The following is a 20,003-nucleotide window of genomic DNA, read 5'->3' on the forward strand; positions in this document are numbered from 1 at the left end:
TGCGCTCCATGTCCGATCGCGCTGCCGACCGGGCCCGGTACGACCGGGCCACCGCCCATCTCGACGCCCCCGTGGCCATCGTGGATCTGGACGCCTTCGACGCCAACGCGGACGATCTCGTGCGCCGGGCGGGCGGCAAGCCGATCCGGGTGGCCTCCAAGTCCGTACGCTGCCGGGCGCTGCTGGAAAGGGTGCTGGCGCGGGACGGTTTCGCGGGGATCATGTCCTTCACGCTCGCGGAGTCGCTGTGGCTGGCCCGTAGCGGTTTCGGCGATGTGCTGCTGGCCTATCCCTCGGCCGACCGCGAGGGCTTCGCCGAGCTGGCCGCCGATTCCGGACTCGCGCGGAGCGTGTCGGTGATGGTCGACGACGTGGCCCAGCTCGACCTGATCGACGCGGCCCGGGGAGCGGAGGGCACCCACACCATCCGGGTCTGCCTCGAACTCGACACGTCTTTGCGGAAGCTGGGCGACCGGGTGCGGGTGGGAGCGCTGCGTTCGCCGCTGCACACCCCGGAGCGGATGGCCTCGCTGGCCCGGACGATCGCGGGCCGGCCGGGCTTCCGGCTGGTGGGGATCATGGCGTACGAGGGCCATGTGGCGGGGGTGGGCGACCTGGTCCCGGGCCGGCCGGCCCGCTCGCTGGCCATACGGCTGATGCAGTCCACCGCCCGCAAGGAACTGGCGGCCAGGCGCGCGGAGGCGGTGCGCGCGGTGCGGGTGGTGGCCCCCGACCTGGAGTTCGTCAACGGCGGCGGGACGGGCAGCGTGCAGACCACCGCGGCCGAGGACGCGGTGACCGAGATCGCGGCGGGCTCCGGGCTCTATGTGCCGCGGCTGTTCGACAACTACACGTCCTTCCGGGGCCGGCCGGCCGCGCTCTTCGCCCAGCCGGTGGTCCGGCGCCCGGGTGCGGGTGTCGTCACGGTGCTCGGCGGCGGCTATCCCGCGTCCGGCGCGGCGGGACCGGACCGGCTGCCGGTGCCGTATCTGCCGGAGGGGCTGTCCTACGACCCGCAGGAGGGGCCCGGCGAGGTGCAGACGCCGCTGCTGGGCGCCGCCGCGGACAGTCTGCGGATCGGCGACAAGGTGTGGTTCCGGCACGCCAAGGCCGGCGAACTGTGCGAGCGCTTCAGCGAGTTGCGGCTGGTGGAGGGCGACCGGGTGACGGCGGTGGTGCCGACCTACCGGGGCGAGGGCAAAACGTTCCTCTAGGCCGCCCGACCGGTGGGCGGGCGGGAGACGCAGCCGGACCGGCGCCGTGCACGACGGCGGCCCCCCGCGAAAGCCGCGGGGGGCCGCCGGGAGCGGGAGGCCGGCGCTCAGACGCCCGTGCCGGAGCCGCCGGTGCCGCCGCTGCTGTCGGCGGTGATGCCCTGGGCGATCTGGTCCATCAGGTCGACGCCCGGCGCCTTGCCGCCGACATCGAAGCCGAAGCGGACGACCACGAGCTTGCCGCTGTCCGCGGGGGACGGGAAGACCAGCGACTCGACGTATCCGTCGGTGCCGGAGGCGGTGACCACCTTCCAGCGGACCAGGTAGCCCTTCTGCCCGGCGACCGTGACGGACTTGGACGCGACCTCCTGGTGCGAGGTGGTCTTGCCGTAGATGGCGGTGCCGTACGAGTCCGAGGCGTTGAGGGGGATGTCCTCCTTGGCCGCGGCCTCGGGGGTGCTGGAGCTGAGCTTGAGCAGCGCCGCGGGCTGGGCGAAGACCCCGCCGCGTACACAGGTCTGGGTGGCGTCACCGGGGCACGCGTACTGGCCGGTGACGACGCTGGCGCCCACTCCCTGCTCGCCGGGGCTGCCCTGCCAGCCGCTGAGCACGGGCAGCTTGATGCCGTCGTAGGCGTCGACCGGCGGGCCGGTCGGGGCGGCTCCCGGGCCGCCGGGGTCGCTCGGGTCGTCCGGTCCGCCGGGATCGAGCGGGCCACCGGGGTCGAGCGGCGTCTGGCCGGGACCGGGGGCCTGGCCGAAACCGCCCGGGCCACCGCTGCTCGCGGACGGCGTCGGGGCGCCCTTGGCGTCGTTGCCGTTGTCGTCGCCACCGCCGAGAGCCACCACGCCGGCGATGACGCCGCCTATCACCACCAGCGCGGCCACGACGGCGATGACGATGACGCCGGTACGGCGCCGCTTGGGGGCGGCGGGGTACGGCTCACCGCCGGGGAAACCACCGGGATAGCCGCCCGGATACCCGCTCGGGTATCCCGGATAGACCGGGTATCCCGGCGGTGGGGTGTCCGTGGGCGCGTTCCTGGTGTATTCGGTCCACGCGTTCCCGTCCCACCAGCGTTCCATGGCCGGGCCGTTGCCTGTGAGCCCGGGTTCTGGATACCAGCCGGGCGGGGTCGTCGTCGTCACGCCGGTCACCTTATGGCCCCAGCATGAGAATCCCGTAAGCAACCGGTTGACGCCTTCTTCACACCCGGGGATCCGGGCCGCCGCGGGCCCGCCGGGCCGGGCCCGGCCGGTGGACGGCCGCCCGCAGCGCCCGCCCGATGACCTCGGGCGCCTCCACGAGCGAGGGCCCGTACCAGGTGAGATGGCGGCCGCTGACCAGGGCGGCGGGCAGCCCGGGGAACGCCTCGGGGCCGTCCTCGGCGGTGAAGCGGTAGGGCTCGTCGGGCAGGATTACCAGGTCGGCGGCGGGCAGCCGGGCGAGGTCGGCCCTCGGGTAGCGCTCGGCGTCGCCGGCGTGCACATGGTCCACGCCGAGGGCGGCCAGCAGGTCGCCGGCGAAGGTGTCCCGGCCAAGGGTCATCCAGGGCCGCCGCCAGATCGGGACGACCGCCCGCAGCCTGGGGGCGTACGGGGTGACGTCGAGCCAGGCGGCCCGCGCCGCGTCGAGCCAGCCCGGCCGGGGCAGCCCGCATCCCTCGACCAGTACGCGGGCCAGCTCGGTGAACGACTGGGGCAGCGAGCGTACTTCGGTGACCATGACCGGCAGGCCCGCCGCGCGCAGGGCGGCCAGGTCCGGGGCCCGGTTCTCCTCCTCGTTGGCGATCACCAGGTCGGGCGCGAGCGCGGTGATCGCGGGCACGTCCGGGTTCTTGGTGCCGCCGACGCGTACGACGTCCAGCCCCGCCGGGTGGCTGCACCAGTCGGTGGCGCCGACGAGGAGTCCCGGCGCGCTGACGGCAACGGCCTCGGTGAGGGACGGCACCAGCGAGACGACCCGGCGCACCGGGCCGCCGCCGGGCCCGCTCCGGGCGGGAAAGGGCTCGGCGGCCGGGCGCGGGGTCACCGCCCCACGGTACGGCGGTCTGTCGGTGGCCCGTGCCATGCTGGCGCCGTGACTGACGACAAGCCCGGCAAGCTGCTGCTCCTGGACACCGCGAGCCTGTATTTCCGTGCCTATTTCGGGGTGCCGGAATCGGTGAAAGCACCGGACGGCACGCCGGTCAACGCGGTGCGCGGGCTGCTGGACTTCATCGCCCGGCTGGTGGCCGACCACTCCCCCACCGGGCTGGTGGCGTGCATGGACGCGGACTGGCGGCCGCAGTGGCGGGTCGAGCTGATCCCGTCGTACAAATCCCACCGGGTCGCGGACGAGCCGGCCGGCGCCGACGGCGGGGCCGGCGGGGAGGGCTCCGTCGAGCAGGTGCCGGACACGCTGTCGCCGCAGGTGCCGGTGATCGAGGCGGTGCTGGACGCGATCGGCGTCACCCGTATCGGTGTCGCCGGTTACGAGGCGGACGACGTGATCGGCACCCTGGCCGGCGCCGCCACCGTCCCGGTCGCGATCGTCACCGGCGACCGCGACCTCTTCCAGCTGGTGGACGACGCGCGCGGGGTGCGGGTGCTGTATCCGCGCAAGGGCGTCGGCGACTGCGACGTCATCGACGAGGAGGCCATCACCACCCGCTACGGCGTGCGCGCCGACCAGTACGCCGACTTCGCGGCGCTGCGCGGCGACCCGAGCGACGGGCTGCCCGGGGTGAAGGGCATCGGCGACAAGAGCGCGGCCGAGCTGATCACCCGCTACGAGGACCTGGCCGGTGTGCGGGCCGCCGCGGCGGATCCCTTCTCCCGGCTCACCCCGGCCCGGCGGCGCAACATCACCGAGGCCGGCGCCTATCTGGATGTCGCGCCCAAGGTGGTCCGGGTGGCCGGTGACGTCCCGCTGCCGGCCTTCGACCCGGCCGTACCGACGGAGCCCGCCGACCCGGAGGCCCTGACGGCGCTGGCCACCCGCTGGGGACTCGGCGGTTCGCTGACCCGCCTGCTGGAGGCACTGGCCAAGACAGCCTGAGCCCGGCCTTCCCCTCCCCCGCCCCCCCTTTGGCCGGGGGTGGTCCAGCAAGTGGTCGGGTGCGGGCCCGTGCGTGGCTGATCGCGCCGTTCCCCGCGCCCCCGACGGGGCACCGCCCGGGGCGGGCCGGAACCCGCCGCGACACTCCCGGCCGCCTCCCGACCGCACGCCGCCCATGGCTGGCCGCGCAGTTCCCCGCGCCCCTGTTGGATGCCGCCGACGGCACAATCGGGCCCCGAAGGGGCGCGGGGAACGGCGCGACAAGCCACAACGCGCCCGCACCCGACCCCCGACCGAACCCGGCCGGCCTGGCCCCAAAAGGGCCGCGGGGAACCGCGCGTGAGACGTCGAGACCCGTTCGAGAAGGGGGAAGACCGGCGGGTCAGGCGGTCTCCGCCGCGGCGGAGACCGGTCCGCGCCGCAGCCGGGGCACCCACAGCACCAGCCCGGCCGCCAGGCCCACCGCGGCCAGCACCCACCACACCCGGTGGAAGGAGGCGACCGCCGTGGAGGCGCCCGGAGTGCCGAGGACGGCGACGAAGACGCTGATGCCGAGGACCGCGCCGAGTTGCCGGAAGCTGGCGTTGATCGCCGAGCCCACCGCGAAGCGGGCCGGTGGCAGCGACTGGGCGGCGGCGCCGGACTGGACCGGCAGCGTCATCCCGATGCCGAGGCCTGCCAGCAGCGCGCCGGGCAGCCAGTGGGTGGTCCAGTGCGGACTGCCGCCGACGACGCTGGCGTTCACCGCCATGCCGGCCGTCCACAGCAGCGCGCCGGCCGTGAGGACCGGCCGGGGGCCGTACCGGTGGGAGAGCCGGCTGGACGTACGCGCCAGCACGGTGACGACCAGCGGACTGGGGGCGGTGGCGAGCGCCGCGTGCAGGACGGAGTAGTGCCACACCGTCTGCAGGAAGATGATGTTGCCGAGCAGCATGCCGTAGAACGCCGAGGCGAACAGCAAGGTGGCGGCGTTGACCAGCCGGAACTGCCGGACCTTGAACAGCGCGAGGTCCATCACCGGCCGGCTGGCCACCCGGGTGCGCAGCAGGAAGACCGGCAGCAGCGCGGCGGCGAGGACGAACCCGCCGATCACCAGGGGGTCGGACCAGCCCCGGTTCGGGCCCTCGATGATGGCCAGGCTGAGCGCGGCGGGCATGGCGGCGACCAGCAGCACGCCGAGCGGGTCGGGCAGGCCCGATGCCTGCGGGTCGCGGGTCTCCCGCAGCAGCCGCAGGCCGAAGAAGACGACCGCCGCGCAGATCGGCACGTTGACCAGGAAGATCCAGCGCCAGGAGGCGTATTCGGTGAGCAGCGCGCCGATCGTGGGTCCCAGCGCCGCGGCGGCGGCGCCCATCGCGCCCCAGGTGCCGATGGCGACGTGCCGCTTGGAGGCCGGGAACTCCGGCAGCACCAGGGCGAGCGAGGTCGGGGTGACCAGCGCGGCGAACAGCGCCTGGAGGGCCCGGCCGCCGATCAGCACGCCGGAGTCGGGCGCGATGCCGCACAGCGCGCTCATCAGTGCGAAGCCGGTCAGACCGATGAGGAAGATCCGCTTGCGGCCGTAGCGGTCGGCGAGGCGGCCGGCCGGGATGAGGACGGCGGCGAAGACCAGGCTGTAGGCGTTGAGCACCCAGGCGAGTCGGCCGGTGGTGGTGTGGAAGCTGCGGCTGATCGTCTCGAAGGCGACATTGACGATCGTGGTGTCGAGGAAGACCACGAAGACGCCGAGGCTGCTCAGCGCCAGGATGGTCAGGGCGCGCCGGCGGGCGGCGGCGTCCTGCGGCGGTTCCGCGTCCTGCCCGGCGGCCGGCTCGGGTGGTGTGCCGTCCGCCAGCCGCGGCTGTCCCGCGTTCCCGATGGTCATGGTTCCCCTCGCCGAACTCTGTGTGTTGTGTTTTCCAACCGACCGATGCGACGCTAGCAGTCGTGAGTAGGAAAAAACAACTGACTCAGGTCTACGCTGGAGCCATGGACACGAAGGAAGGGGTGGGCGCCGCACCGGCCGCGCCCGCCGCCGGGTACACACCGCATGTGATGGCCCAGGCGCCGCTCGCGGTGCGCCCGTGCTCGCTGGCCGCCGCGCTGGAGATCGTGGGCGAGCGCTGGTCGCTGCTCGCGCTGCGGGAGATGGCCTACGGCGTGCACCGGTTCTCCAGGATCGCGGGCTACACCGGCGCGTCCCGCGACATCCTCACCGACCGGCTGCGCAAGCTGGAGCAGGCCGGCGTCATCGAGCGGCGGCTGTACAGCGAGCACCCGCCGCGCTATGAGTACCACCTCACCGAGGCCGGCCGGGAGCTGCGCCCGGTGATGCTGGGGCTGCTGCAATGGGGCGACAAGTGGGCCGTGGACACCCCCGCGGTCGTCTTCCGCCACAGCTGCGGCGAGCAACTGGCCGCCGACCTGCGGTGCGAGCACTGCGGCGAGCCGATGACCAGGGAGTCCCTGACACCGACCCGCCCGTGACAGCCGGATGCGGGGCCGCCGCGCGGACGGCCCCGCACCGGTGCGGTCAGTCCTTCAGCAGGGTGAAGTCACTGGTCGTGGTGGCCCCCTTGGTGATCTTCACGGTGGTCGTGGTCGGCTGGTAGCCGTCCTTGGCCACGATCAGCTGGAGCGGGTTGTTGCGGGTGTCGAGCCACAGCGCGTAGCCGCCGTCGGTCCCGGTCTTGAGCGTGTAGTGCGTCGCCCAGGTGTTGATCTGCACGGTCGCCCCGGCGAGCGGGGCGCCGCCGGACGCCTTCACGGTGCCGGTGATCTTGCCCCAGGTCGCGGGCGGCTTCACCGTCATCGAGACGCCGATCGGGGCGAGTTGGTACGGGGTGTCGGTGGCCAGGAGCAACGACGCGGTGTACGTGCCGGGTTGGCTGATCTCCGGCGCGGCCGAGTCGAGGGTGAGGGTGATGGTCGCGGTGGCGCCCGGCTGCACGGTCAGCGTGCCGGCGCTCTCGCTGAGCCAGCTGACGTCGGCCGCCTCGGTCTGGTCGTAACCGGGCAGGACTTCCGAGGTCTTGGCCGGGGTCTGGCCGGCCAGACCGCCGATCGCGTAGAAGCCGCTGGCGCCGCCACCCCGGTAGAGGGAGGCGTTGGCGTTCGGCAGCGCTGTCCAGGTGTTGTCGGTGGGCTGGTAGGCCCAGGCCTGGTTGGTCAGCTCGGCGGCGTCGTCGACCGCGCCGCCCTTGATGAGCAACTGGCCGTTGGCGGCGGTGTAGGCCGCGCCCCAGGCGTCGGTCGGCTGGTCGGCGATCGGCGACCAGGAGTCGGCGGCGGGGTCGTAGACGTAGGCGTGGGTCAGGCTGCCGGCGTCGACGGTGCCGCCGGAGCAGTAGAGCTTGCCGGCGATGCCGCCGCAGGCCTCCCAGGCCACGGGTTCGGGGTAAGCGGCCAGGCTCGCCCAGGAGTTGGTGCTCGGGTCGTAGACGGTGACGTCGGTGCTGCCGCACACGGAGTCGGTGCAGCCGCCGACCGAGTACAGCTTGCCGTCCAGGACCGCGCTGCCCGCGCCCGCATACGGCTTGGGTGCGGCGGCGCCGGTGCTCCAGGTGCCGGCGCCGATGTCGTAGATCTCCAGCTTGGCGTCCGGCGCGCCGGAGGCGCCCCAGCCGCCCGCCGCGTAGAACTTTCCGTTGATGATCCCGTGGACCGGTGCTTCGCGGGTGTCGGCGGCGGAGGCGAGCTTGGTCCAGGCGCCGCTGTCCGCGCTGTACGCGTACAGGTCGCTGGTGTCGGCGGCGCCGGTGAAGCCGAACGCGGAGTAGACGGTGCCCTGGTAGGAGGCCACCGCGTTGTCGCCGGTGGCCACCGGCAGATCGGGGACCGGCTGCCAGGCGGTGCCGGCGGTGCCCTGGGCGGCGGCCGAGGCGTCGTTGGTCGCCGACCCGCCGTGTACGGCACCGGACTTGGCACCGGACTTGGCGCTGTGTGCCGTGAGCGACAGCGGGGAGTAGTGGCCCTTGACGAGGTTCAGCGGCGCGCCGGCCTGCTGGATGACCGCCCCGCCGGGGGCCTCGCCGAGCTCGATCGTGGCCGGGGCGGCGCCGGTGTTCTTGACCGTCACCTTCTGGGTGGCGCTCTTGCCCCAGGCCACGGTCTTGGCGACGGACGCCGGGGTGACCGTCAACCGCCCTGCTTTGAGGGCGAGATCGCGCTCGACGGCGCCGTCCGGCGGGACGTTCGCGGTCGCGGAGACCGAGGTGTAGTGCGAGGCCGCCGCGCTCACCGGGTGCTTGCCGGTGAGGTGCGAGAACATCCAGTAGAAGCCGTCACCGCGTGCCGGGTCGTCGGGCGTGGCCGTGCTGGTGGTGTGGTCGCCGGGTGCGTCGGTGCTGGTGACGGTGGCGCCGTTGACACCGGTCCGGGTGTTGGCGTCGGTGACGTTGCCGACGATCAGGCCGCCGGGCACCGGATCGTAACTGCGCTGCCCGACGAAGACGTTGTCCAGCTGCCACCAGTAGGCCCAGTTGCCGGTGTAGTGGAAGCGCAGCCGGACATCGGGCTTGCCGGTGTAGTCGGTGAGCGGCAGATCGACGTGCGCGGGCCCGGTGACCGAGTCGGTGGTCCGCTCCCACAGCGTGGTCCAGGTGGCGCCGCCGTCGGCCGAGACGTCCACGTCGGCGGTGGAGTTGGAAAATTCCTTGTAGTCGGTGTCGAAGCCGACCACCGGGTTGCTCAGGCCGGTCAGGTCGTAGGACGGGGACAGCAGGGAGCTGTCCTGGTCCAGGCCCTGCCCGATGTCGTCGCTGTCGATGATGGCGAAGCCGCCGGAGCCGCCGGTCCTGTTGCCGCGGTCGCCCTCGTCGTCGAAGGTCCAACCGCCGTCCGTGCCCGCGGCGTTGCTGACGGACCAGCCGGCCGGCGGCCCGCCGGTGGAGGTGAACGGCTCGGTGGCGCCGCTGAGGTGGACCGCGTAGCCGGGGGCCTGGGCGGCCACCGGGTCCACCGGGACGGAGACATTGAGGTGCAGGTCGGCCGCGCCGAGCTGCACGGTCTTGTCGACGGACTGGTAGCCGGGATAGTCGGCCACGATGTGCAGGGTGTAGCCGCTGTTCTGCGGCAGGGTCAGCGTGTAGGCGCCGGTCGCGGGGTCGGTGAAGACCGGTCCGCCGGGCACGCCGGCCGCGGTGATCTCGGCGTAGAGCGGCCAGCCGTGGCCGGAGCCGTCCGCGACCTTGCCGGAGATCGTCCGGGTCGGGACCGCGTCGAGGGCGAAGGACGCGGCGACGGTGGCCCCGTCGGTGAGGACGACCGCTGAGGTGGTCGCGGCGGAGTAGCCGTAGGCGGAGGCGGTCACGTCGTAGGTGCCCGGCTGGAGGTCCAGCCGGTAGGCCCCGGTGGCGTCCGAAGTGGCGCTGTAGTCACCGGCCTTGACGGTGGCGCCGGCCAGCGGGGCGCCGGTGGCGTGGTCGGTGACGGTGCCGCTGATCACGCCGTGCGGGCCGCTGCGGAAGGCCGCGAGGCCGTTCGGGGTGCCGAGACCGGTGGGGCCGTCGTAGCCGGGTCCCGCGGTGCACAGCCCGGCCGGGGCGCAGTCGCCGTTGTCGCCCGTGGTCACGTCGTTGAGCGCCGACTTCGCCGCGTAGGGATAGGAGTTGGGGTAGGTGCCCGCCGCCGGGGTGCCGGCCGAGGCGTAGACGCCCGCGATGAGCGGGGAGGAGGCGCTGGTGCCGCCGTACACCGTCCAGCCGCTGTCACCGTAGGTCTGGTAGACGGAGACGCCGGTCAACGGGTCGGCGACGGCGGAGACATCGGCGACGGAGCGCTTGGCGCAGAGGGTGTCGGTCTGGAAGACCGGCTTGGGCTCGTACACCGAGCAGCCCGAACCCGGGCCGCCGAAGGTGTTGTTCCACACCGACTCGCTCCAGCCGCGGGCGCTGCCGGAGTCCCGGGTGAGGGCGGTGCCGCCGACCGAGGTCACATACTGCGAGGCGGCCGGGTAGCTGACGCCGAAGCCGTCGTCACCGGTGGAGGCGACGACCGCGACGCCCGGGTGGTCGTAGTACGGGTCCATCGCGGTGAGTTCGGAGGGATCCTCGCCGCTGCCCGCGGTGCTGTCGTAGTTGGTGCCATAGGAGTTGGAGACGTACTTCGCGCCGAGCGCGACCGCCTCGTCCACCGCGGCGCCGAGATCCTCGAAGTTCGGGGTGTCCGCCTCGACGAGCAGGATGTGCGCGTTGGGCGCGGCGGCGGAGACCATGTCGACGTCGAGGGAGATCTCGCCGGCCCAGTCCGGGTCCGGCGCGGGGTAGTCGGTGCCGCCGCGCTGGCTGACCTTGGTGAAGCAGCCACTGGCGGCGGTGCAGGCCGGCAGGCCGAACTGCTCGCGATAGACCGCCAGATCGGCCTCGGCGGTGGGGTCGTCGTAGGCGTCCACGATGGCCACGGTCTGGCCGGCGCCGCCGTCGGCGGGCAGTGCGTAGGCGCTCTGCAGGTCGGCGGGCCCGAAGCCGTCCGGGGTGGTGGCGAGCGGCTGCAGGCCGGACCGCGCGGGCAGGTCGGTGCGGCGCAGCGCGAGGCAGGCGAACTGGCCGGGCTTGGCGTCGCCGCACTGCCGTACGACGTCGGGCCGCGCGGGGGCGGCGGCCGACGCGGTCGCGGCGGCGGGCAGTTGGATCCCGAGTACGGCGAGGGCGGCCGAGGAGAGCGCGGCGACCGCGGTGGCGGCGCGCCGGGCCCGGCTCGGTCTGGGAAGGGGTATGCGCAAGGCGAGTCTCCCTGGGGACCTGTGACTGGACGGAAGGCACCGGGCCTGCTCGACATCGGCGTCCCACCCGGTCGCGGTCCGCTCGGACCGCTGGCGTATACCTGTGCCTCACTCGCCCCACCGGAATCCCCCAGGGCTTGTCGGGTTCCTGACACTGCGGGTCCCGATTCCCGGAGGCGGCTTCCCGTCATCCGGACGCGGGCGGGCCGGTTCCCGGGCCAGCGTCCCGGCCGGGTGTCCCGCCCCTGCTTTCCGGCCGGCCTACCGGTCGTCCTCGGAGCGGCTGTCGTCCAGCCAGTTGTGGCGGGCGGCGTGCCAGACCAGCTGGACGCGGTTGTCGACGCCCGCGGCGCGCTGCATCGCGGCGATGTGCCGCTGCACGGTGCGGACGGCGACGCCGAGCGAGCGGGCCATGGCGGCGTCGGTGCTCCCGCTGACCAGCATCGCGAGGATGCGCAGCCGCAGCGCGTCGCGCGGGCGTTCGGGGTCGGGGCGGACCAGCGGGACACCGGCCGCCCAGAGGGTGTCGAAGAGGGTGGTCAGCGCGTCGAGCAGGCCGCTGGGCCGGATCACCAGCAGCACCGGGTCGGGCAGCGGGGCGTCGGTGGCGAGCGGGAGCAGGGCCAGCGCGCGGTCGGCGATGCACATCCGGACGGGTACGCGTTCGGCCACCCGGATGTGCGTGGTGTCGGCCACCGCCGAAGCCAGATCGCCCAGGGCCTCGAGTCCGGCGCGCTCGACGAGCACACGGCGGAGTAACCGAGGCGGCGTCGCGTCCGCGGTCGGACCGGCACCGGCCGTCGTGAACGTCCCGGGCCCGGGAGCCGTCCCCGCTCCGGCCGGGCAGGCCAGCACATCGTCCCCGCCCGGCCGGGTCGACGGCCTTGCCAGGATGGCCAGTTCGGCCCGGGCCTGGGCCTGTGCCTCGCCGACGCGCCGCCGCACGGCTGCCGCGCCTTCCACCACCTGGACGATCTCCTCGGCGCGATGGCCCTCGTGCACCCGCTGGTATTCGACGCCGAGCCGGTCCAGAAGCTCGCGGCCGTACCGGAGTTGCTCCTGGGCACGGGCGACCAGCGGCAGCAGGCCGGACTGCGGCGGCAGCGGATACCAGCGGCCGTCCGGGCCGAGCCGGACCAGGTCACGGGACGCCAGCTCCTGACAGGCGGCCTCGGCCCGCTCCGGTGACACCCCCAGCTTCCGGGCCAGATCCCGTCCCGCCACCCCGCGGGTGGCGATCAGCAGTGGATAGGCCCGGTCCGCGTCGGCGCTCAACCCCAGTGCCTCAAACGGACGTTCGGTCATGATCGGGGACTCTAGCCGCCGCCCCCTGTCAAGACCCGGTATTCGCCAGTTGTCACCGCCGGCCGCGGCGCCGAATCGGCGCCGCGGCCGCCCTCGTGACATCCCGTCAGTAGGACGTCGAATGCGGGCGTGCGAGGCCTCAGGCCCGCTCGGCGGCCAGTGCCGCCAACTCCTGGTCGACCGCCCGCTGGTGCAGCTCGGCGTCCTCGCGGGCCTTCTTCGGGCTCCAGCGTCCGGCCATCAGGAACACGAACGGCAGGAACAGCACCTGACCGCCGACGCAGATCCACCACCAGTCCCGCCACTGCCCGGGACCGTCGTGCGCGGCCTTCGCCACCTTCGTCCCGTACTTGGTGAGCACCGCGAGTTGCGGCTGCGCCTTCTGCACCACCGCGAGATCCGCCGGCCCGACCTCCTGCATCGCCTGCGCGCCGAGGGCGGCGGGCGGCTTGCCCGGCGGGAACTTGGCGAGTTCCGCGAAGAGTCGCGGATGGGCGTTGACGATGGCCAGCGCGGGCGCCGCCTGCTGCTGCGCGGCCGTCACCTGCGGCCCGTGGTCGACCAGCGGGGTCACCGAGGTGACCAGCACCGGGATGAAGGCGGTCGAGACGGCGACCGCGATCCGGATGGTCCAGCCCCACACCGCCAGGCCGGTGGCGGTCGCGGCCGGATTGTGCTTCTCCACGGTCTCGGTGAAGCTCGCCATCCACGGCCCGTAGGCCACCCCGCTGAAGACACCGATACCGACGAACAGCCAGGCGAAGGTGTAGTAGTCGGTGGTCGGATGGGTGGCCCGGGTGGCGAAGACCGCCGTCATCACGATCGAGCCGAGCGCGCCGACGATCATGAACGGCTTGCGCACCTTGATCCGGTCCGACAGCAGGCCGACCACCACCAGGGCGATGGCGTTGGCGGCCCAGTACCAGTTCGCCACCGCGTTGGCCCGCTGCTCGCTGTAGCCGTAGGTGGTGGCGAAGTAGACCACGAAGTTGCCGACGGCCGCGAAGTAGAGCAGCAGGAAGAGCGCGATCGCCAGCGCCGAGCCGGTCACGTCCAGCCGCATCATCTGCCGCCACTCGCCGCGCCCGGCGGCGACCGGCTCGATGCCCTTGGCACGGGCCTCGACCAGCGCCCGGTCCCGCAGGCTCACCATGATCTGGTCGCGCAGCCGGGGCGACAGCTCACGCAGCGCGAAGATCGCCACCACGAAGACGATGAACCCGGAGATCGCCGAGTAGCGCAGTTCGTCCTGCCAGCTGGAGCTGTCCAGGGTGCCGCTGGTGACACTGGTGACCACCAGGCTGCCGATGACCGGACCCATCGTCCAGGCGCCCATCGCGGTGGCCCGGCCGAGCTGCGGTGAGAAGTCCCTGATCAGGGCGGGAGTCGCCACCAGTACGACGCCCTCGATGATGCTGACCAGCGCGAAGAGCACCAGGTATGCGGCCTTGCCGCCGGCGTTCGGCAGACCGAAGAAGACCAGCAGCGCGGCGATCAGCAGCCCGTAGACCACCATGTTCGCCCGGCCCCAGCGGTCGGCCAGGCCGGCGGCGAGCGAGGCGAAGGCGCCGACCGCGTTGCCGATCACCGAGACCCACACGAAGTAGCGGTAGGTCATGCCGAAGTGCGTGATGATCGAAGTGGCCACCGCGTACTGGATGTAGAGCATGTAGTACAGCACGACCGTGGTGAGCACCACGATCGCGAGATAGGCCATCCGGCGCCCGGTGGCGGGGTATGCGGCCAGGTCGCGGCGGTAGAGCCGGGAGAGCGCGGTGCGGGCACCGGCGCCGGCCGGCGCCCCCGGCCCGGGTCTGTCTGCGTGGAAGGACGTCGGGGTGGCTGACATGCGGCCCCTCCTGGAGTTACGGGAAACCGATCGATGACCTCGGAGCGGCCGGGACGGCGATGACCGGGCCCGGGTCCGATTTGGGCAGAGGTTAGTACCGACCAGTCGGTATGCCTAGAGGGCGCGCACGAGGTGGTTTCTCCGGATCGGCGAGGTCGTGGGGGGTACGGCCCGCCCGTCCCGCCCGGGACGGCGGAGGCCGGCGGACCCCACGAAGGTGGGGCCCGCCGGCCGGGGACCGTACCGGGTGCGTTTCGCCGAGCGTCAGGAAGGAGTGCAGTTCAGGGCAGGTACGGTGAACGCGCCGGTCGCGTTGGCCTGCAGACCGAAGCTGGTGGAGCCGTTCGGCGACAAGGCGCCGTTGTAGGAGAGGTTCTTGGCGGTCACCGAGGCGCCCGTCTGCTTGATGTCCGCGCTCCAGCCACTGGTCACCTGCTGCCCGCCCGGCCAGGTCCACCCGACGGTCCAGCCGGCGACGGCCGAGGGGCCCGGGTCGGTCACCGTGACGGTCGCGGTGAAGCCGGCGTTCCACTGGTTGTCGATGTGCAGGCTGGCCGTGCAGCTCTTGGTGCCGGAGCCGCCGGTGGTGCCGGCGGACGTACCGGTGGTGGTGCCGGCGGACGTACCGGAAGACGTACCGCTGCTGGTGCCGGCCGAGGTGCCGCTCGACGTACCGGAGGAGGTGCCGGAGGAGGTGCCCGAGGACGTACCGGACGACGTACCGGACGACGTACCGCCGCTGGCGCCCCCGCTCGCGCCCCCTGCGGCGAAGGCCGGCGCCTTGATGCCGGCCAGATAGGCGTCCTTGGTGGTGTTCACCGTCGTCCAGTCGTCGTTGAGAATGCCCCCGGTGTCACCGGAGTTGGGGTTCCAGGACCAGAACGCCCACTGGTAGCTGTCGGCGCCGTAGGTGGCGGTCGGCCGCAAGTACTGCACCAGCGTCTTCAACCAGGTCTGGTCGATGGTGGATTGCAGGGTGGTGCCGAACTCACCGACCCACACCGGGGCGATGTTCTGGTTGAACAGATAACCCCAGTTCTTGTCCCAGATCGCCGACATGTTCGCCGGGAAGGTCGGGTCGCTGAACCACGGCTGCTGGGACACGCTGGTCGCGTACTCATGGGCCGAATAGACCAGCCGGTGGGCCACGTTGAGCTCCACCGGGTACTGTCCGGCGCCCTGCAGATTGCCGCCCCACCAGGTGGAGCCGCCGTTGAAGGACTGGACGCCCTCGACGAAGATCAGCAGGTCCGGGTTGACGCCCAGCACCGCGTCGCCCGCCCGCTCGGCGGCCAGCCGCCAGTCCACGCTGGTGTCCCCGCAGCCCCAGCAGGCGGGATCGTGGGGCTCGTTGTGCAGGTCGATGCCGATCACCGCGGTGTTGCCCTGGTAACGGGTGGCGAGGGCCTTGAGGTTGGTGATCCAGGTCGACTCGGGCACCGACGCGGTGTACCAGAGCGCCGACTGACCGGCGGAGTCCGGGCGGTGGCGGTCCAGGATCACCCGCATCCCGATCGAACCCGCGTAGCCGACGATCTTGTCCATCACGCCGAGCGAGTTCAGGCCGGTCAGGTCGGCGTTCATGCCGCTCGAGTAGTTGATGCTGGACGGCTGGGTGCCCTTGAAGATGTCGTCGCTGTACGGCAGCCGGATGGTGTTGTAACCGAGCGACTTCATCTGGTCGATCATGCTCTTGTAGTCGCGCGACCAGAGGCCGTGGGGAACGTAGTTGTTGGTCTCGAAGCCGAACCAGTTGATGCCCGCGATGCGCACCGGCTGGTTGTTCGCGTCAAGGATCTGCCGCCCGCTGGTGTGCCAGTAGCCGCTGCCGGTCGCGGCGGCGGCTTGGGCTGCGGCCGGGACGGCGACCGGGGTCGCGGCCGCCGTGGCCGACGACTGGCCGGTCAGGGTGAACAGCGCGAGGAGCGCCGCCGCGACAGCGGCGGCCAGCAGCGCGATCGGACCGCGCGGTCGCTTCGGTTCACTGCGCGGGGGGCTCGGTGAGCCCGGGTAGGAGAACACGTGGCGATTCCTCTCGGTGGGGGGACGGAACGCTTCGGTGCGGGGTGGGGCCGTGCGGGCGGGCGAGCGGCGTGGGAGCGCTCCCAAAGACCCCTACAAGAAAGCGGCGGGATGCGGCGTACGTCAAGAGGTACGACTGCCGCCATGAAGTGAAGGGGCCCTGGCGCGGACCCCGTTGCCCTTTCCGCTCTTGCGGCGGTGGTTGATTTCCGCCATCAGTTAGGCTTACCTAAGTTGGATCAGCGAGAGAAGCGGGGAACCCATGGCCGACCGACCGCAGCGCAGGACCCCCACGCCCAAGCACGCCACCGTCGTGCGTACCGAGCGGCTCACCCCGCACATGATCAGGGTGGTGCTGAGTGTCGACCCGGCGACCCCGCCGGAGATCGGCGCCTTCACCGACCACTACGTCAAGCTGCTGTTCCCGCCCGAGGGCGTGGCCTACCCGGAGCCGCTGGACATCGAGGCGATCCGCCGCGACCTGCCGCGCGAGCAGTGGCCCCGGACCCGTACATACACGGTGCGGGCCTGGGACGAGGACTCCCAGGAGCTGACCGTGGACTTCGTCCACCACGGCGACGAAGGGCTGGCCGGCCCCTGGGCGGCGAAGGCCCGTCCGGGCGACGGCATCCACTTCTCGGGCCCGGGCGGTGCGTACGCTCCCGATCCGGCCGCCGACTGGCACCTGCTGGCGGGCGACGAGAGCGCGTTGCCGGCGATCGCCGCCGCGGTGGAGCAGCTGCCGCCGGGCGCCCTCGCGAAGGTCTTCGTCGAGGTGTCCGGCCCCGAGGACGAGCAGAAGCTGTCCACCGCGGGCGAGGCGGACATCGCCTGGCTCCACCGCGGCGGCGGCCCGGTCGGCGCGTCCCTGGTCGAGGCGGTGACCGCCCTCGACTTCCCGCCGGGTGACGTGCAGGTCTTCGTCCACGGCGAGGCCGGCTTCGTGAAGGAACTGCGCCGCCACCTCCGCCTGGACCGCAAGATCCCGCGCGACCGCCTGTCCATCTCCGGTTACTGGCGCCGCGGCGCCGACGAGGACGGCTGGCAGGCGTCGAAGCGGGAGTGGAACGCGGAGGTGGAGCGGGAACAGGAGGGGTGAGTTGTTTTTTTGGGGGCCGGGACCGGGGGCACGCGGCACACGCGGAGGGGCCGCGGGCCCCGCGCCCCGGGGCGGCGGGAGGCCCCGGAGCTTGGGGCCGAGACGCGGAAGCCCGGCGTCCGCCGCGCGCGGAGCGGCCGGCTGCGGCGCCGCGGAGCGGATGCCCCCATCGGCGGCAACACGCCGCGCCGCCCGCCAACGATCACCCAGCACAGCGAGCGGCCCGAAACCGACCGCAACGGGCGGAGCATTCGGACCCGCTGCCGCGCCGCGACGGCTGGCCGCGCAGTTCCCCGTGCCCCGGGCACTTCCTCTATGCACAGTCTCGGAGCAAGCTACTCGCGAAAACCTCTTGGGACGTCGCTGTGAGGTGTTGCTCGTCATGATGAGATGGATGTCGAGGCAGGTGAGATCTTGGCACCGCGCTCCCAGAGTTCTTCGGCGTGCTCGGAGAATCGCGAGAACATCCCGCCGGGCCCGGTGCGTCGAAGGTGCAGCAACGGGGAGTCATGGCCCGCCAATCGTGCCAGGTGGGGCGTGACAAGTGCGTCGTCATCAAAGCGGAACACCGACAGCGAGACGTGGTTCATCGCGTCTTGCGGGGCACTGAACCGGGCCTCAAGCCCTTCGAGAGCGCCCAGCTTGGCCAAGTGCTCAAGGGTGATCCGGATGCGGATGGACACGGTCAGTGCCACGCTCTCGATTGCCTCACGCTGCCTGGTCACCTCGCCGTCCGGGTCACCGAGCAGGACGCGGACGCGTACACCTGTCTCGATTTTACGTCGCAGCGTCTCGACGAGTTGAGGCTGTTCAAGCCACAGGAAGTAGTTGGTGTACCCGCTCAGGTACAGCTCCGACCGGGCATCCCCGATCAGGTCGCCCCACACCGAGGACGGGCAGGCCGACCGGTAGGGGTACGAGCGGATGATCTCCCGGTCCGCGCCGAGCTTGATCGAGTTCCGGACAGCCTTCGGCCACAGCATCGCCGCATCAACTCCCAGCGCTTGTGAAGCGTCTTCTCGGTTCCTTGCGTGCGGGATCAAGTCTTCATCAGAGATCCACCGCTCCACCGTCTTGCCCGATACACCGACGCGCATGGCAAGCTGGCGTGATGAAAGGCCAGCGTCGGACATAGCACTGCGTAAGGCAGAATTCAAGGTGGCTCCACGGGACGTTTGGGCGTTCTCAGAAGGTAGCGCCGCGACGGCCCGGGTGTCCCGGAACTGTCAGTGAAAAGGCCCTTTCGGTGGGTCACGCTCGGCTTATGAAGCTTTGTACAGAGCATCAACGGCTCAACCGGTGGCGGGCTGGAGCCCGTGCCGCCGGGAATCTCGGCGCTGAAACGGACGTGGTTGTGCTCCGACCCCGTCACCGAACGAGCGATGGGAGCGACCGCACACGGCTCCTCCCAGGTCGGGGGGCCGCGTGAACAGGCGGTTGCTTCCCTGGTCCAGTGAGAACGGCACGCCGTGTTACCTGGACACGGACTCCAGGGACTCGTTCCTGTCCCGGCTGGCGGACAACCTTGAGGCCGTGCAGCTCGGGAAGGGCCGCGAACTCCTCCGCTACACCGTGAAGTTGCTGGCCCAGCAGGAGCCGTCCGAGGTGGAGCTGCGGAACATGGTCGCCCGCCTGAGTGAGGCGCTGCGGGACGCGATCCGGGTTGCCGAGAGCCGGGGCGAGCGGTTGCCGGTGACCGGTGACAGCGGAAACGCGCGTGCGGCGGTGGCCGTGATCGACCGTGAGATCGTCCGGTGACGGCCGTGGAGAAGGCGGAGCGGACCGCGCCACGTGTGCGGGCGGAGGATCAAGGCGGTCGCGCTCCGGAGCCCGTCGTCCTCGGTGCCGTGTCCGTGCCGCCGGGCGGACCTGGACGATCACGACCTCCAATGGATACACGGCTACCGGCTATCTGCCGGGCTGGGCGGAGGAGAACCCGAGCCAGACAGGTGTGCGGCCGGACACTCTGCCCGTCGTGCTCGCCGACATCAGCCACCGGGCCCCGTTCGACGGTCAGCTCATCCGGGTGGCGCCGGGCGGATACGGCCCGGGGGAGGAAAAGGCGATCCTCGCGGGCAGTATCGACTGCAACCCTGACACCGGCAGCGCCGAACCACCCGAACCGGTCGTCAACGTCCATCTCATCGAGGACTACTGGATCAACGGCCTCGCCCCCGCCGACCTCGCCCGGTTCGCCGCCGCGCTACGCGCCCAAGCCGACCGGCTGGACCACGAGATCCGGCCCCGGCTCATCGCCTACCGGGAGGACTGGACCGCACACCATCCCACCTGACATGCCCGACAGCCCTCCCCCACCACCGCCCCGGCCGCTGATCCCCCTCACCGCGGCCGGGGCCCTCTCTTTTTCGCCGCGTGGGTGGTGCGGGGGTGGTCACGCGGCCGGCCGGAGGGTGTTGGGCCGGTGGCCCGCCCGGGTGGGGGCCGGACATGGCCAGGGGGCCGTACGCTTCCCGGCAACTCGGTGGGCCACAGCGTGACCCGGACCTGGTAGCCGTGCAACAGCTCGCGGCGGGCGGCGCCGTCCTGGGCCCTGGTCCACTCGTCGGCGATGGTCCGGCCGGTGGGCATCATCCGCATGCCCGCCGGGCGGTCCGGCAGTGCGCGAAGCTCCTTGATCTCCTGCCCGGAGACGGCCGTACTGGGTGCGGTACCAATCGGCGTCGTCCGCCTCGCCGGTCCGGAGACGACCGCAGGGGGCACGGCGTGCGGACCCGATAACCCCGCGCGACCGCGGCAAGCGGACCCGGCGGGCCG

The 20,003-nt window shown here is 72.3% G+C and carries 14 protein-coding genes; 6 read left to right on the plus strand and 8 right to left on the minus strand.

Features of this window, described 5'->3' with window-relative positions; translation table 11 throughout:
- The first annotated feature begins 8 nt into the window (after positions 1-8).
- Complete coding sequence (locus ACFO3J_RS11900) at positions 9-1,214, plus strand: amino acid deaminase/aldolase (protein ID WP_386428914.1); 1,206 nt, start codon at positions 9-11, stop codon at positions 1,212-1,214.
- A gap of 107 nt (positions 1,215-1,321) precedes the next feature.
- Here the strand turns inward: ACFO3J_RS11900 and ACFO3J_RS11905 are convergent, their stop codons facing one another.
- Positions 1,322-2,362, minus strand: a complete 1,041-nt coding sequence (locus ACFO3J_RS11905) for a DUF2510 domain-containing protein (RefSeq protein ID WP_386428915.1) — start codon at positions 2,360-2,362, stop codon at positions 1,322-1,324.
- A gap of 58 nt (positions 2,363-2,420) precedes the next feature.
- Positions 2,421-3,245 (minus strand): helical backbone metal receptor, encoded by an 825-nt coding sequence (locus ACFO3J_RS11910; RefSeq protein WP_386428916.1) that lies wholly within the window; start codon positions 3,243-3,245, stop codon positions 2,421-2,423.
- 75 nt (positions 3,246-3,320) lie between these two features.
- On the opposite strand from ACFO3J_RS11910, the gene ACFO3J_RS11915 reads away from it, so the two are divergent.
- On the plus strand, positions 3,321-4,253 hold the full coding sequence (locus ACFO3J_RS11915; RefSeq protein WP_386429211.1) for a 5'-3' exonuclease: 933 nt from the start codon (positions 3,321-3,323) through the stop codon (positions 4,251-4,253).
- A 382-nt stretch (positions 4,254-4,635) separates the two neighbouring features.
- Here ACFO3J_RS11915 and ACFO3J_RS11920 read toward each other — a convergent pair whose 3' ends face one another.
- The gene (locus ACFO3J_RS11920) at positions 4,636-6,117 is read right to left on the minus strand and encodes an MFS transporter (RefSeq protein WP_386428918.1); all 1,482 of its coding nucleotides are present in this window, start codon (positions 6,115-6,117) and stop codon (positions 4,636-4,638) included.
- Between the two features lie 104 nt (positions 6,118-6,221).
- On the opposite strand from ACFO3J_RS11920, the gene ACFO3J_RS11925 reads away from it, so the two are divergent.
- Positions 6,222-6,719, plus strand: a complete 498-nt coding sequence (locus ACFO3J_RS11925; RefSeq protein WP_386428919.1) for a winged helix-turn-helix transcriptional regulator — start codon at positions 6,222-6,224, stop codon at positions 6,717-6,719.
- A gap of 46 nt (positions 6,720-6,765) precedes the next feature.
- Here the strand turns inward: ACFO3J_RS11925 and ACFO3J_RS11930 are convergent, their stop codons facing one another.
- From ACFO3J_RS11930 to ACFO3J_RS11945, 4 genes are all read right to left on the minus strand, one after another.
- On the minus strand, positions 6,766-10,857 hold the full coding sequence (locus ACFO3J_RS11930; RefSeq protein WP_449343644.1) for a carboxypeptidase regulatory-like domain-containing protein: 4,092 nt from the start codon (positions 10,855-10,857) through the stop codon (positions 6,766-6,768).
- A gap of 357 nt (positions 10,858-11,214) precedes the next feature.
- A complete protein-coding gene (locus ACFO3J_RS11935) occupies positions 11,215-12,258 on the minus strand; it encodes a helix-turn-helix transcriptional regulator (protein ID WP_386428922.1) in 1,044 nt (347 codons plus the stop codon).
- Positions 12,259-12,397: 139 nt separating this feature from the next.
- On the minus strand, positions 12,398-14,107 hold the full coding sequence (locus ACFO3J_RS11940; RefSeq protein ID WP_386428923.1) for an MFS transporter: 1,710 nt from the start codon (positions 14,105-14,107) through the stop codon (positions 12,398-12,400).
- A 264-nt stretch (positions 14,108-14,371) separates the two neighbouring features.
- The gene (locus tag ACFO3J_RS11945) at positions 14,372-16,060 is read right to left on the minus strand and encodes a cellulase family glycosylhydrolase (protein WP_449343645.1); all 1,689 of its coding nucleotides are present in this window, start codon (positions 16,058-16,060) and stop codon (positions 14,372-14,374) included.
- Between the two features lie 331 nt (positions 16,061-16,391).
- Between ACFO3J_RS11945 and ACFO3J_RS11950 the strand changes: the two genes are divergently transcribed.
- Positions 16,392-17,228, plus strand: a complete 837-nt coding sequence (locus ACFO3J_RS11950; protein WP_386428924.1) for a siderophore-interacting protein — start codon at positions 16,392-16,394, stop codon at positions 17,226-17,228.
- 380 nt (positions 17,229-17,608) lie between these two features.
- Here the strand turns inward: ACFO3J_RS11950 and ACFO3J_RS11955 are convergent, their stop codons facing one another.
- On the minus strand, positions 17,609-18,361 hold the full coding sequence (locus tag ACFO3J_RS11955; RefSeq protein WP_386428926.1) for an XRE family transcriptional regulator: 753 nt from the start codon (positions 18,359-18,361) through the stop codon (positions 17,609-17,611).
- 292 nt (positions 18,362-18,653) lie between these two features.
- On the opposite strand from ACFO3J_RS11955, the gene ACFO3J_RS11960 reads away from it, so the two are divergent.
- Both ACFO3J_RS11960 and ACFO3J_RS11965 read left to right on the plus strand, forming a co-directional pair.
- Complete coding sequence (locus ACFO3J_RS11960; protein ID WP_386428927.1) at positions 18,654-18,986, plus strand: hypothetical protein; 333 nt, start codon at positions 18,654-18,656, stop codon at positions 18,984-18,986.
- Positions 18,970-19,521, plus strand: coding sequence for a DUF6907 domain-containing protein (locus tag ACFO3J_RS11965; protein WP_386428929.1), 552 nt, complete (start codon positions 18,970-18,972; stop codon positions 19,519-19,521). The genes ACFO3J_RS11960 and ACFO3J_RS11965 overlap by 17 nt, the downstream gene beginning before the upstream one ends.
- Positions 19,522-20,003: the final 482 nt, after the last annotated feature.

The sequence above is a fragment of the Streptomyces polygonati genome (genome assembly GCF_042650325.1).
Lineage (GTDB): Bacteria > Actinomycetota > Actinomycetes > Streptomycetales > Streptomycetaceae > Actinacidiphila > Actinacidiphila polygonati.